We start from the raw sequence: 13,818 nt of genomic DNA, 5'->3' as shown, positions 1-13,818 counted from the left end.
CACTTCAATCTCTATTTGGCCGCTTTGGTGGCGGCTAAGATTTCTTTGGTCACTTTCTCCGGGGCATCGGGGATGGCCAGAGCTTTTGAAGCGGCGGACATTTTATCGAGGATGTTGTGGTGATCCAGTAGATCGGAAAGTAGACGGCCCATGGTCTCGGGTTTGATGTCCTTTTCCTGAATGAGTTTTGCTGCACCGGCGTCGGTGAAGACTTTCGCGTTGGCGGTCTGGTGATCGTCCGCTGCGTATGGGAAGGGAACAAGGACACATGGCAGGCCAGCGAGGGAGATTTCCGTGAGGGTGGAGGCGCCGGAGCGGGCTACGACGAGATCGGCGCATGCATAGGCGGATGCCATTTGATCGCAGAAGCCGATGAGTTTGTAGCTGGAGCTGCGGTTCGGGTTTTCGCGGTTGATACGTTCGTAGTCGTTAGGGCCTGCGATGTGGAGAATCTGTGTGTTCGGCGGGAGTTGGGTGGCGGCCGCGGCGATGATTTGGTTGAGGCGGGTTGCGCCCTGGGAGCCTCCGGTTACCAGAAGAGTGGTTTTCGCCGGGTCGAGATCGAACTTTGCGGCTGCTTCCTCACGAGTAGGGAGGTTTAGGATTTCCGGGCGTGCAGGGGTGCCGGTGAGTTGGGTGGGTTTCTTGAAAAATTTGGCGGCTGGCTCCAGACCGATGAAGACCTTATCGCAGAAGCGGGAGGTCAGGATGTTCGCGCGACCGGGGCGTGCGTTTGAATCGTGAATGAAGGTTTTTTTTCCAAGTTTGCGGCCGGCATACACGGGTGGAAGGGAGGTGAAACCGCCCATGCCGAGCACTGCGTCCGCACCGAAGTCACGGATGACTTTTTTGGAGGTCTGGACTGATTTATGAACGGCCCAGAGGAAGGGCAGCATTTTCAGGGAAAGTGTCTTGGGCTTGGCGATGGCGGGGACGACCTCGAACTTGAGGTGCGGGTATTTCGCGGATGCCTGGGCGTCGATTTTCTTCTGGGAGATGAGAAGGAGCGGCTCGTGGCCCTGGGAGAGTAGGGATTCCGCGACTGCGATGCCAGGGAAGAGGTGGCCGCCGGTGCCGCCGCATGCGATTAGAATTTTCATGTATAAGTGGAAGGTGATCAGTTGGTGGTGATCATTGGAAAGGGTTTTCCTGTGTGATGGGAAACGGGGGATGATGCAAGGTTTTGATCCCTTAGTTTTTGATCATGCGAGGCCGGCGCGGGTGAGTAGTGGGAGTGGATCCGCGGGGCGCGACATGAATTTCTCGTAGAGGACTTCCGCGGGGGCGGAGTTTCCTTTCGAGAGGATTTCATTGCGGAAGCTGGCTCCGGTTTCCGGGTTGAGAATTCCTTCCTTCTGGAAGCGCGTAAATGCGTCCGCATCGAGGACTTCCGCCCACTTGTAGGAGTAGTAACCTGCAGCGTAGCCAGTGGGTGAGGAGAAGAGGTGGCCGAAGCGGCGGATCATGGATGGGGACTGGGTCTTCGCCGGGGCGCGGTAGTCGGCGAGGATTTCGCGGTCCACTTCGTCCAGGTCGCGGTCCATATATTTCTCCGGGTTAATATGGAGCTCGAGGTCGAGTTTTGCCAAGGAGAGCTGGCGCATGAACGCGGTGGCGGACATGTAGTTTTTCGCGGCGAGCATTTTCTCGAAAAGTGGCTCGGGGATGGCTTCGCCGGTCTGGTAGTGACGGGCGAAAAGGTCGAGCGTTTCGCGCTCCCAGCAGAAGTTTTCCATGATCTGGGAGGGAAGCTCGACGAAATCCCAGGCGACGCTGGTGCCTGAGAGGGATTTGATAGGCACCTGTGAGAGGAGGCCGTGGAGAAGGTGGCCGAACTCGTGGAAGATGGTCTCAACTTCGTTGTGGGTGAGGAGGGCGGGGGTATCGCCGACGGGTGGCGTCATGTTTCCGATGATGAGACCAAGGTGTGGCTCGCCGAGTTCACCGGTGTGGAGCGAGTTCATCCATGCGCCGCCGCGTTTTGTCTCGCGTGGGTGCCAATCGGCATAGAAGGAGCCGAGTTTTGTGTGGCTTTTGGAATCGTAGATCTCGTAGAAGGCAACTTCCGGGTGCCATGTTTCGATGCCGGATTCCGGGGAGTCATGTTTGGTTTTTTTCTTGGAAATGGTGATTCCGAAGATGGTTGAGGCGATTTTGAACATTCCGTCCATTACGCCCTGAACCGGGAAGTAGGGGCGCAGTGCTTCATCGTCGATATCGTATTTTTCCTTCCGCTGGAGCTCCGCGTAGTAGGCGCCTTCCCATGGCTCGAGAGGTGCGGCTGGCTCGCCGGTTTTGGCGGCTTTGTATTCGGAAAGTTGTTGGGCTTCCTCGAGGAAAGGCTGCTTGATGCGGTCGTGCAGTTGCTCGATGAAGGCGAGAGCGTTGTGGCCATTGCGTGCCATGCGGCGCTGGAGCGTGAGGGATGCGAAGTTCTGGTGGCCGAGGATTTCGGCCTTTTCCTGGCGGAGTTTGAGGATTTTCCAAACCAGACCGGAGTTATCGTATGGATCCTTCGCCGCGATGGATGTGGAGGCTTCCCAGACTGTTTTCCTGAGGTCCTCATCATGCGCGTGCTGCATGACGGGGAACATGGATGGGAACTGGAGAGTAAAGCGGTAGGAGCCTTCCGGTAGGTCTTTTGCTTTCGCGTTGGCGGCTGCGGCGGCTTTCGCGGATTCCGGTAGACCGGCAAGTTTTTCCTCTTCGAGAATGACGAGTGACCATTCGTTGGTGGAGTCGAGGACATGTTCGGAGTATTCCTTGGTGATAAGGGATAGCTCCGCATCGATGGCGGCGATCCGGTTTTTCTGATCGTCCGGGAGATCAGCTCCGGCGTTCTGGAAATCGGCGATGGTTTCCTCAATATGGCGGCGCTGAATTTCTGAAACGGCGTGGAGATCGATGTTCTCGGCTGCGGTTTTGACTACGTTCCAGAGACGTGGGTTGAGCGAGAGGGATGAGTAGAAATCGGTAACCTCCGGGAGAAGGTTGTTGAGGGCTGCACGCTGGGCAGGGTTATCTGAAACTGAGTCCAGGTGATGGAGCCGGCCCCAGCCGCGGGAGAGGGTCTCGGTGGCGTTTTCGAGGGCCATGAAGCTACTCTCGTAAGTGGCTTTGGTGGCGTCCTGGATGGAGATTTTTTCGATATTCTCCTTTGCTTCGGCAAGTGCGTGCCGGATGGAGGGTTCGATGGTTTCCGGAGTAAGGGTAGACCATTTAACTTCGAAATCTGGAGCTAGGAAGGGATGCATGAGATTGAGAGGGAAGTGCCGGATGGGCGGAGATAAAGGAGGAGCCGGGCCTGTAGGTTGCCGGATTAGAGGGTGTTGGTAAGGAGGAGTGTGCCGATGGTAATACCGAGAATAATGCGGTAGTAACCGAAGACGGCGAGTCCGTGGGACTGGAGGTAGCTGACCAGCCATTTCACTGCAAATGCGGCGGAAATGGTGGCAGCGAGGAGGCCGACGATGAGAGGGATGGGGCCGTAGTGGTCCCACATGAGGAGGGCGCCGCCGGTCCATTCCTCGTATTTTGCACCGGCGCCATCAAGGCCCCAGATTGCTTTCTTTGCGGTGGCTGCTGAGAGGGTGACAACGCCGAGAAGGAAGGAGTATTCAACCGCGGATTTCACGGAAAGACCAACGATGAGGCCGCCGCAGATGGTCATGAGCGAGCGGGATGTGCCGGGCCACATGGCGATGCATTGGAGGAAGCCGATAAAAAGTGCGGATTGCCAAGCCAGGCGGAGGATATCGCGGCCATTGCCACGGGGCGGATTCCTCCGGCGCCAGGAAACTGTCCAGAGAATGGCGATGCCGCCGATGATCCAGGCGGCTATGACTGGCCAGAGGCCGAAGAGTTTTTCCTCGATGATATCGTTGAGCAGATAGCCGAGGACGGCGGCAGGAAGGAAGCCTACGATGATGGAGATGGCTAGCTTGAGGCCCTCCGGATCCTGGCCAAGAACGCCCATGCACATTTTCAGAACATGCTTATAGTAAAGGCCTAGAACGGCTAGGATTGCGCCGCCCTGGATGCAGATGGCGAAGGCGTCTGCTGCGAGTTTATCGGTATCGGAAAGAGTGCCGATGCCCATCAGACGCTGGGCGACGATGAGGTGGCCGGTGGAGGAGACGGGGAGGTATTCGGTGATGCCTTCGATGAGGCCGAGTAGGATGGCTTGCCAGATTTCCATATGAGAATTTGTTCGCGGCGGATGGTGGTGCTGGGTGGGTGGTGAGGCAAGGCGGAATGGGCGGATTTGGTTGATAACTATGCGTTTGGGATAATTGACAAAGCGGTGGAAATTGCTGGTGGAGGAGTGCAAATTAAGAGCTAATGCAAGTAAGATGCATTTAGGTATTGCAATACAGTTGCGTTAGTGGTTTCAGTTTTCCCGCATGAAGATGAATTTACGAAGATTGATTACCGCCGGTGCTACCGGGGGTGTGGGAGTGGTGTTTGCGATGTCGTTGGCATCTGCGGGGGCTGAGGAAGAAGTGGAATTCGTAGAGATTACTCCCGAGGTGGGAGCGGAGGTTTCGGGATCTATCCTGGAGAAATCGGGCGATGGTTACAGCCTCGGTGGGGTGATTTTTCCACATCTGCATGTATTTTCCGCGTATGGATTTTCCTCTGCCGAGGATGGGGATCTGGCGGTGAATGATCATGATCCGCAGCGCGATGTGACCCTGCAAGGGCTGGAAACCGGTGCGTCTTTGAGGGCGGGCATGCTGCAGGGTTTTGTTACTGGCTCCGGGATTACCGATTCCGAGGGTGACTTCAGTTTTACCCTTGAGGAGGCGTTTCTCAAACTTGTGGACCTGCCGATGGGCTTCGAGCTGCGTGGTGGTCAGTATCTGAATCGCTTCGGGTTCCAGAATAGTGTGCACAATCACGGCTGGTCGAATATCGATCAGAATCTGGTAAACGGGCGCTTTCTGAACGAGGGCGAGATGATTACGAGGGGTGTTGAAATTTCCTGGAATGTGCCGATTGCCGCGATGCAGTCCTCACTTATCTCGTTATCCGTCGGTCGCGCGGAAACTCATGCGCACTCGCATGGAGAGGAAGAACACGAGGATGAAAGTGAATTCGAAGCGGAAGGCGCGAATTTCTCCGATACTGCGGTGACAGCAAGCTGGATAAATCAGTATGACATCGACGACATGAACCGTGTGACCGGAGTGGTTTCAGCCGCCTGGGGCGACAATGAATATGGACGCACTTCGCAGGTCTACGGAATCGGTGTGGAATATCTTTGGAGAGAAAACGGATATGGCGTGGGTGGAAACTCGATCCGCTGGCGGAATGAGATGATGTATCGTCAATTCGGGGCAATTTCCGGACATTTGCCGGGCGAGGAAGAAGATGACCATGATCATGAAGAAGAGGATCACGACGACCACGATGAGGAAGATCACGATGACGAGGATCACGATGATGAAGCGAGCCGCCGCGATAGCTTCAGCGAGTTTGGCTTCTACTCGAGTCTTACCTACGGAATCGATGATTCGGTGGATCTAGGTCTGCGTGCTGGCTGGGTGTCAGGTATCTCGGATGTTGGGCTGGATAGCCGATTCCGCCTTTCTCCCTCCGTGAGCTGGTATGTGAACGAGTCCCGGACAGTTCAGACACGCCTCCAATATAACTGGGATCAATCAAATGACTTTGGTGATGAGCATTCGGTGTGGTTCCAGGTCGGGTTCAATCTCGGTGGGGCTGAGGTGCGTTAATTGCTCATAAAATAAACTTTCCGAAATTATGAAAATTCGAAATTTCCCCAAACTCCTGGCAACAGGAAGCATGATAGCCAGAGCCGTGTGTTATGCATTTGCTCTGGCGGTCCCATCGGTTGCGTTTGCTGACCTTACAGTGGCGACACTTCATCCGATGATGACGGATCTGGCGCGGCAGGTGGGAGGGGATCATGTCAAAGTGCTGCCTCTCATGAAAGCCGGGGAGGATATTCACAAGTTCACTCCGAGCTCCGATGATATGGTGAAGGCGAAGAGTGCGGATGTCCTGCTGGCATCCGGGAAGGGCCTGGAACTTTATCTGCCGCGCTTGAAGGGTGCGATTGGTGGTTCAACGAAGGTTTTGGAAGCGGGAAATGCTGCCCGTTCTGTGAAGTTATCTGCCTCTGATTCCGCGTTTGCCTGCTGCCCGCAACATGCGGCGGGTAGCATCGATCCGCATTGGTGGCATAGCGTTTCCGGGATGAAGAGCGCTGCGGCTTATGTCGGAAAGGAATTTGGAAAACTGGATCCGGCGAACAAAAGTGAATACGAGGCGAATGCAAAACGATGGGGTAAGGAGCTGGACGGCCTGGAATCCTGGGCCAAGCGCGAGTTTTCCCGGATTCCGCGTTCCAAGCGGTACCTAGTCACTGCTCATGCTGCCTTCGGCTATTTCTGCCGGGATTTCGGCTTCAAATCGATCCCGGTTTCAGGAGCCAGCGAAGAGAATGGCTCTTCCCAATATCTGGCAGAAGTAATCGAAATCATTCACAAAAACGGGGTAAATACGGCATTTCCGGAAGAGAATGCGAATCCGCGGGCGCTGGACTCAATCATCAAGACTGCTGGGATCCGCAAAGGAAAGGCATTGATTGCAGATGGATCCGCTGCCGGAGTGACGACATATAAGGCTTTCATCGAGCATAACGTTGATGCTGTGGTAAGTGGTTTGGCCAGCGGTTCCTGATTACCGGAAAAGAGAACGTATGCGTGGTTTTCCCATATTGAATCTGCTGATTGTTGTCGCTTTTTTCGGTCTCGCCTGGTGGCCGTTGCAGAAGGTGACCGGAAATGAAAGGAAGGAGGCTGGGCCAAAATCCGGCGGAGCTCTCGTGGCCCGGCCGAAGGGGGAGAGCTTCACCCTGCGGATCATGAGCTCGACACCGCTGGAGAGTCTTTCGATCTCGAATCTGGATTTGCCGATAGTGGAAGTTACTGCGGCGGATGGCCTGGATGGCTTGGAATTCGAATACGATCTCGGGGAAATCGAAAATCCTCCAGAGGGGCTGGAATTTTGGGTCGAAGCTAGCTTTTTACCCGGAAATAGTGGGGAGAGACGGCCTGCCATCAGCCTCGAGCTGGCTCCCGAAGATATGGAGTTGGATTCGAAAACGGTGACGCTCTGGGGAGCTCCGGGTGAATCGAATATTGGAGCACCCGTTCTGTTTCTATGGGAGGAAGGCACGAATTAATATGAATCAAGGTCTCGAAAATTTAGGGCTCTCCCATGATTGCGGGAATCCGACCGGTCATCAATTGCGGGTGGATTCACTGACTGTCCGCTACGCCGATACGGTGGCGCTGGAGTCTGTGGATATGCGGACGCGATGCGGGCGCTGTGTGGCGCTGGTTGGGCCGAATGGTGCGGGCAAGAGCACGCTCATGAAATCACTGGCGGGATTGATCAAGCCGGATTCCGGAGGAATTACCTGGCGGGGGAACCCGCTTTCCCGCTCGACTGCGGAGATCGCATATCTGGCGCAGCGGAGTCAGGTGGATTGGCATTTTCCACTGACAGTCCGGGGGCTGGTGGAGATGGGGCGTTTTCCTCATCTTGGCTGGTGGCGGAGATTCCGGCGGGTGGATCACGAGGTGGTGGACAATGCTCTGGAATTGATGAAGCTGATGGATCTGGCGAAACGGCAGATCAGTGCACTATCGGGCGGGCAACAGCAGCGGGCTTTCGTGGCGCGTGCCTTGGCGCAAGAGGCACATGTTTTACTGCTGGATGAGCCTTTTACCGGGCTGGATCGGCCATCTCAGGAGTTGCTCACCGAGTTACTGGGTCTACTGGCGAAGGGCGGGCGGTTGATTCTGGCGGCACATCATGACCTGGCGAGTGTTCCTGATATTTTTGACGAGGTGCTTTTGCTGAAGAGAAAGTCAGTAGCCTTCGGGCCTGTGGCTGAGGTTTTCAATGAGAAGAATCTCAACGAATGCTTCGGGGAAAGAAGAGTGGTAGTAGCGAAGAGCAAAGTAGAAATTTGATATGATGGAATGGTTGATAGGGCCTCTGGGCTATGAGCATATACAGCGTGGGCTTCTGATTTGTATTCTGGTGGGTTTCACCAATGGCTACTTCAGTGCGTTTGTAGTTTTGCGGAAATCCGCGCTCCAGGTCGGATCGCTTTCGCACAGCCTTCTGCCGGGGATCGGAGTGGGGATCTTGCTCTTTGGACTGAGCCAGGCGAGCGCGTTTGCGGGAGCTTTATTCGCCGCCCTGATTGTAGGGCTGGGAAGTTTGCTGGTAGCGCGCAGCTCGCGGCTGGGGCAGGAAACCGCATTGGCGATTTTGTTCACGACAGCATTTGCCGGTGGACTTCTGCTGCTGGAGTTCGCCCCTGTACACGTGGATATCGATCACTATCTGTTCGGAAATATCCTATTCGCCACGGATGCCGATCTGATGACTGTTTTCTGGGTTTCAGCTGTTTCACTGGTGATGCTGACAGTGCTGCGGCGTCCGATGATTCTAATGTTGTTCGAGCCGGATGCGGCGCGGGCGCTTGGGGTGCCGGTCCGGCTTTTAAACTACCTGCTGTTTGGGTTGCTGATCCTGGTTCTAATTTCCACGCTGCAGGCGGTTGGTTGTCTGCTGGCGCTGGGCCTTCTGGTTACGCCAGCGGCTACGGTTTACCTCCTTACCGATCGACCCGAGGCGTTGTTCTGGGGCGGCGGGCTTATAGGATCGATAGCCGCAGTCGTTGCTCTAATCTTATCCCATCATCTAAACTTCAGTCCGGGTTCCACGATTATTCTAACCTTGGGAGGGATTTTCACGATGGCTTTCCTACTCAGTCCCCGGCATGGGATTTTCTCCAGAATAATGGGAACATCCAAGGTTTGAGCTGGAAGTGCCGTGTCATTTTCAGGGCGGGAAAATGAATTTCTGAAGTAGGATGGCTGCTGGCTGAATGCCAGGGTTTATGCTTCCGGGAGAGAAGAGAATCCGCGGCTTGAATAGCCATGTGAATGGATGGCGGAAAGTGGATCGTGCATGAGGGCGCGGGCCGGCCGAGGTGTGATGCCGTAACTGTAACCATGCGGGTAATTACGTTCTTTTCCATGGAATCCGAGTTTCCGGGAAATGGATGAAACGGCAGCTCTGCCTTTCTCCGGAAGGCTGAATTTTGCGGAGAGATGTGTTTTGAAGAGGCTGACAATGATCATAACGTGTGGGGGTTGGGGATGTTATGGCCTTTGCAGGATTTCTGCCAAGAGGGATGGGTGGCGCTGTAAGTCTCTTAGAATAAGTGATAAATGGCTTTTGGGGTATATTTCCTATGAATCAGGAAATATGAAGTCGTACAATTAAGGTGCAATGTGCAATCCAGGAATCAGGCAATGCGCACGAGCGCCCAGCAGAAACCAGATAAAGCGATCAAGATCGAGGCGGGACGGGCGATGAGTCGCTGGTAGCAATCCCGTTTCCACCCGGCGGCGACCAGAAGGTAAGCGATGGAGCAGACGGCTATTTGTCCGACCTCGATGCCGATATTAAAGGAAAAAAGGGCCACGAGGAAGTTATCGGGAGTGGCGGGATTTTCCCTGAGTATATGAGCAAAGCCGAGGCCGTGGATGAGCCCGGATCCAAAGACGACCCAAGGTCTCCAGCGGGAGAGGTGGTCTTTGAACAGATTTTCAACAGCGACGAAGCAAATGCTGAGTGCGATGGCGATTTCGACAATCGTAGTGGGGGCGCTGATAAACCCGTAAAGTGAGAGCCCGAGGGTAAGTGCGTGGGCGAAGGTGAAGAGTGTTAGCTGTATGAGTAGCTCACTGAAATTTCTGGTGAGGAAAAATAGAGCCAGAAGAAACAGGATGTGATCCAGCCCGTGTGGGATGATGTGGGTAAACCCAATCATGAAATACTCCGGGACCACTGCAGCGGTGGCGGAGGCGAGGAGTATGAAACCAAGGAAGAGTCGGGACATGGGGACAGAAAGGCCGGACGGTTGAAGCGATGATCCATCCGTCCGGCGATTTTACAAGCTGCAAGCAGGTTAGAAGTGTCTGGTGAGGGTTAGACGTACGGTGCGCGGTTCTGCCGGATGGAGGTGGATATCGTCGACTCCGCCCGCGGCTTCGCCAGGAAGGCGGGAGGTGTAGAAGTATTCGATATCGTTATCATCGCGGCCGAGAATGTTCAGAACATCTACTGCGACTTCCCAATCATTCTTGCGGTATCCGAGGCGGCCATTGATCTGCCAGGACTGGCGCGAGTCTACGGTTCCGTCTTCGGTAAGCGGGCGTGGGCTGAAGTAGCGTGAGCGGAGGCTGCCGAAGAGACCTTCCGCGCGACCGACGGTGATGCCGGTATTGATGGTGAAAGGGACCGAGCCGGGGATTTCATTTTCACTGCCTACCCCGAGGAGTTTCCCCTCGCTGAGTGTGAGCTCGTTATCGATCATGAGCCACTCGTTCGGGCGCCAGTAGGTGGACCACTCGATACCGTATCTTTCCGTTGCCGGACCAGCCTCGGAGGTCCCGGCGTCTCCTACGTAGAGGAGCTCAGAATCGCTATGGAGATAGAATAGGGAAACGGTGCTGACGATGTTTTCAAAGGCCTCGGTGCGGACGCCTAGTTCGTAGCCGTAGGTGCGGACGAGTGGATCAACGGAATCCGCAGCGAGTCCGGTGGCCGGATCCACGGTGATGGTGACGCCTCGGGCATCGTTCGAGTGGAAGCCCATGCCGGCGCTGGCGTAGATTTCAGTTTCCTGCCAAGGGCCGAATACGAGGTTGAGTTTCGGGCTGACGATGCCATCGGTTTCCGTGCCGGAATTTCTTGGATCATCGCTATCTACATCGAAGTAAAAGGCGTCCGCGCGGAGGCCGGGCTGCATGCGGAACCAATCGTTTACTACATAATTTCCGGTGGCGTAGACGCCCACGCTGGTTTCCGTAACATCATCAACGCGGACGGTGCTGGTTCTGACTGTATCGGTGGTGTTGTAGAGTCCGATGTCGCTGATGAAGTCATTGCGGGTCTGGAGTCCGACGGTGAGTGTATTGCCTCCGCCGAATTCCCAGAGGCGGTTCACCTCGCCGCCGAGGAACCACCGGCCGTCTTCCTGCTCGAATTGGTCGCCATTGACGGGATCGTTGAGGAAATAGGTAAAATTGGAGAACAGGTCCATATCGTAGCGGCCGAAGTAAACATCCGCGTGGACTTTTCCATCGGTAAGCTCGCGTTCCCATTCTGCCATGAGGCTGTAGCGGGAGGAATCTCCACGAACGCTGTCGTCGATGTTTCCGAGGCGGTCGATGCCGCCATTTCGAATTTCACGGGTGGGAACCTGATCTGTGGAATCCCAATCCGCATCGTAGGCCATGGCGGTGATGCTGAAGGTGTCCTGGCCGGATTGCTGGAAGTATTTCAGGAATGCATTGATGCGCTGTGAGTTTCCTTCCTTATCCCAGGGGCCGTCGTAGTAATTGTATTCCAGTGCGTATGTGAGTGCGGAGCGGTCGCCGCTATCATTCGCTGGGGAAATATCGATGGTATCGGCGAGGAGCCCGCGGAAATAGTTGTTTTCCCCGATTCCGACGCTGGCGATACCTTGTGGGAGCGTGTCGATGAAGTTGAAACGTGCGCCGCCGGCGGTGCTGAGATCCCCGAGTTCCGCGGTGAAGGGGCCTTTCAAGTAATCCAGGCTATCGACGAGCTCCGGGATCAGAGGGTTCAGGTCCGCATAGCCCTGGCCGTGGGCGTGGGTGACGAAATTGACCGGCTGGCCATCCATGCGGATGGAAAAGTCTGTGCCATGGTCGAGATTGAAGCCACGGACAAAGTATTGGTTTGCCTTACCATCGCCCGAGTGCTGGGTGATGACGACGCCCGGGACCACTTCCAGTAGCTCGCCGCGGCGGAGGTAGGGACGTTCGAGAAGTTCTTCGCGGTTTGCCTGGCCTTTGGAAGCGGTGCCGGCGCTGCCGATGAGGCTTTCTGCCTTGCCGGTGATTACTAGGGTATCGAGATCGCCTATTTCCGCTGTTTCCCGGGCTGTTGCGGGGAAGATGGTTGATGAGAGTAGAATGGGTAAATATTTTGGAAATTTCATGTTTCTTGTGGAAATGGTTTTGAGAACAAATCAGAGCAGTTGCGTGATCCAGGCACGAGGGCGGGTGGAACACGCGGTTACGGCCGGGATTTTCAGAAAGAAATCCGGCGCGGAGGGCTGTTGCAGGCTGTAGCTAAATAGCTGCCTGTGATTCTATACCATTTTCGGAGGTGGACCGGGTGGCGCATTGGGCCAGGCAGGGGTCCATGACTGGAGATTCTCCATGATTCCGGTGCGGAGGTATTCCGCGCAGAGAAAGTTTTGCGGGCGCTGCCAAGGGATGTCCGGCTGCTTCTGCAGGGTGGGTTTTACCCTTTTCCCGTCATCGGATCCGTCCTTATGGACTTTGTTCTGCTGATTTGAAACAGATGCGGTGAGGACTGTTTGGAATTCAGGGGATTTCCATGCTGTTGCCGCCGCTCTTGTGAGGCCGAGGCGAGGCGTTTCCTGAAGAGTGATTTTCGAGAAAACAGTGATATTCAGCAGCACCAGGGGTCCACCGATCAGCTGCAAAAGCGCGAGCAAATACAGGAAGCGCAATCTACCGCTGCGGAAGAAATCCATCGATGAAGGAAAGTGAAGATTCGGGCGGGGATTGCAAGGCGATCCCGCCGGAGATCAGTCGCCCATGCAGATACCTACGGCTTTTGCAGCCTGGACGACTTCTCCGTCTGGCTCGACGAGGCGGAGTTGATTGACGGCATCTTCGATAGGGACGGAACCTACGTGGTATGACTGGTAGGAAACCATTTTTCCGAAGGCGCCTTCCGCAGCCAGTTTCACTGCTTTTACGCCGAAACGCATGCCGAGGATGCGGTCGAGAGCGGTGGGAGCTCCGCCACGCTGGAGGTGTCCGAGGGTGCAGGAGCGTGTGTCCTTGCCGGTGAGTGCTTCGAGTTTCTCCGCGACGCGTTCGCCGATGCCACCGAGACGGACTTCGCCGCCTTTGTTCGAGTCCACAGTGACGATATCACCCGATGGCATTTTCGCGCCTTCCGCGATGACGATGAGGCTGGCGTGGTGGCCGCGTGAATCGCGGTCCTTGATAAAATCCGCGACTTTTTCGAGACTGAACGGAATTTCCGGAAGGAGGATAACGTTGGCCCCACCGGCGATGCCGCCCCAGAGAGCGATCCAGCCTGCGTGGCGGCCCATTACTTCGAGGACCATGACGCGTTTGTGGGATTCAGCGGTGGTATTGAGGCGATCCAGGCCATCGACGACGGTGGTAACCGCGCTATCGAAGCCAAAGGTCATGGCGGTGGCGGAGAGGTCGTTATCGATGGTTTTCGGGACACCGATGATTGGCCAACCGGCATGGTAGAGCTGGAGGGCGGTGGTGAGCGAACCATCTCCGCCGACGATAATGAGTGCGCTGATACCCATCTGATCGAAGGTGCGCTTGGCTTTCTCGATAATCTGGGAGGGGACTTCGGCGACGTTTCCAACGCCTACTTTCGCGGCGAAGTGGCCTTTGTTGGTGGAGCCGAGGATGGTGCCGCCAAGTTTCAGAATACCAATGGTATCGGAGGGCTTGAGGATCTTGAAGTCTCCGGGTGGCAGTAGGCCTTCGAAGCCATCCTTGAAGCCGATGACTTCCCAGCCGAGCTGATGGGCTGCGCCTACGACGCCGTGAATGACTGCGTTGAGGCCGGGGCAATCGCCGCCGCTGTTGAGGATTCCGATTCTCATGAGTGTTCTGGTTTGAGGTTAAACGCGGGCTGATTTCAGGA

13 protein-coding genes are annotated in these 13,818 nt (G+C 55.6%); 5 read left to right on the top strand and 8 right to left on the bottom strand.

Going from position 1 to position 13,818, the window contains the following annotated elements:
- Window positions 1–11: 11 nt before the first annotated feature.
- The 3 genes from murG to AAGA79_RS12585 form a co-directional block, all read right to left on the bottom strand.
- Window positions 12–1,100, bottom strand: a complete 1,089-nt coding sequence (gene murG / locus AAGA79_RS12595; protein WP_411826157.1) for an undecaprenyldiphospho-muramoylpentapeptide beta-N-acetylglucosaminyltransferase — start codon at window positions 1,098–1,100, stop codon at window positions 12–14.
- A 102-nt stretch (window positions 1,101–1,202) separates the two neighbouring features.
- Entirely contained in the window at window positions 1,203–3,254 is a 2,052-nt protein-coding gene (locus AAGA79_RS12590) for a M3 family metallopeptidase (RefSeq protein WP_411826156.1), read from the bottom strand.
- A gap of 65 nt (window positions 3,255–3,319) precedes the next feature.
- Complete coding sequence (locus AAGA79_RS12585; protein ID WP_411826155.1) at window positions 3,320–4,198, bottom strand: undecaprenyl-diphosphate phosphatase; 879 nt, start codon at window positions 4,196–4,198, stop codon at window positions 3,320–3,322.
- 205 nt (window positions 4,199–4,403) lie between these two features.
- On the opposite strand from AAGA79_RS12585, the gene AAGA79_RS12580 reads away from it, so the two are divergent.
- The 5 genes from AAGA79_RS12580 to AAGA79_RS12560 are packed head-to-tail and all read left to right on the top strand — an operon-like array spanning window position 4,404 to window position 8,868.
- Window positions 4,404–5,738 (top strand): hypothetical protein, encoded by a 1,335-nt coding sequence (locus tag AAGA79_RS12580; protein WP_411826154.1) that lies wholly within the window; start codon window positions 4,404–4,406, stop codon window positions 5,736–5,738.
- Window positions 5,739–5,766: 28 nt separating this feature from the next.
- Window positions 5,767–6,708 (top strand): metal ABC transporter substrate-binding protein, encoded by a 942-nt coding sequence (locus tag AAGA79_RS12575; protein ID WP_411826153.1) that lies wholly within the window; start codon window positions 5,767–5,769, stop codon window positions 6,706–6,708.
- Window positions 6,709–6,727: 19 nt separating this feature from the next.
- Window positions 6,728–7,213, top strand: coding sequence for a hypothetical protein (locus tag AAGA79_RS12570; RefSeq protein WP_411826152.1), 486 nt, complete (start codon window positions 6,728–6,730; stop codon window positions 7,211–7,213).
- Window position 7,214: 1 nt separating this feature from the next.
- Window positions 7,215–8,009, top strand: coding sequence for a metal ABC transporter ATP-binding protein (locus AAGA79_RS12565; protein ID WP_411826151.1), 795 nt, complete (start codon window positions 7,215–7,217; stop codon window positions 8,007–8,009).
- Window position 8,010: 1 nt separating this feature from the next.
- Window positions 8,011–8,868: a metal ABC transporter permease gene (locus AAGA79_RS12560; protein ID WP_411826150.1), complete on the top strand. Its 858-nt coding sequence runs from the start codon at window positions 8,011–8,013 to the stop codon at window positions 8,866–8,868.
- A 77-nt stretch (window positions 8,869–8,945) separates the two neighbouring features.
- Here AAGA79_RS12560 and AAGA79_RS12555 read toward each other — a convergent pair whose 3' ends face one another.
- The 5 genes from AAGA79_RS12555 to AAGA79_RS12535 all read right to left on the bottom strand — a co-directional run bounded on the left by AAGA79_RS12555 (window position 8,946) and on the right by AAGA79_RS12535 (window position 13,777).
- Window positions 8,946–9,191 carry a hypothetical protein gene (locus tag AAGA79_RS12555; protein ID WP_411826149.1) on the bottom strand — a complete coding sequence of 82 codons (246 nt, stop codon included), beginning with the start codon at window positions 9,189–9,191 and terminating at the stop codon, window positions 8,946–8,948.
- Window positions 9,192–9,358: 167 nt separating this feature from the next.
- A complete protein-coding gene (locus AAGA79_RS12550; RefSeq protein ID WP_411826148.1) occupies window positions 9,359–9,955 on the bottom strand; it encodes a HupE/UreJ family protein in 597 nt (198 codons plus the stop codon).
- Window positions 9,956–10,024: 69 nt separating this feature from the next.
- On the bottom strand, window positions 10,025–12,085 hold the full coding sequence (locus AAGA79_RS12545; RefSeq protein ID WP_411826147.1) for a TonB-dependent receptor: 2,061 nt from the start codon (window positions 12,083–12,085) through the stop codon (window positions 10,025–10,027).
- A 153-nt stretch (window positions 12,086–12,238) separates the two neighbouring features.
- Window positions 12,239–12,649 (bottom strand): hypothetical protein, encoded by a 411-nt coding sequence (locus tag AAGA79_RS12540; protein ID WP_411826146.1) that lies wholly within the window; start codon window positions 12,647–12,649, stop codon window positions 12,239–12,241.
- Window positions 12,650–12,703: 54 nt separating this feature from the next.
- Window positions 12,704–13,777 carry a 6-phosphofructokinase gene (locus AAGA79_RS12535; RefSeq protein WP_411826145.1) on the bottom strand — a complete coding sequence of 358 codons (1,074 nt, stop codon included), beginning with the start codon at window positions 13,775–13,777 and terminating at the stop codon, window positions 12,704–12,706.
- Window positions 13,778–13,818: the final 41 nt, after the last annotated feature.

This window comes from Luteolibacter sp. AS25 (assembly GCF_046736275.1).
Taxonomy (GTDB): Bacteria; Verrucomicrobiota; Verrucomicrobiia; order Verrucomicrobiales; family Akkermansiaceae; genus Luteolibacter.
This window is presented reverse-complemented; position numbering and strand designations above follow the sequence as displayed.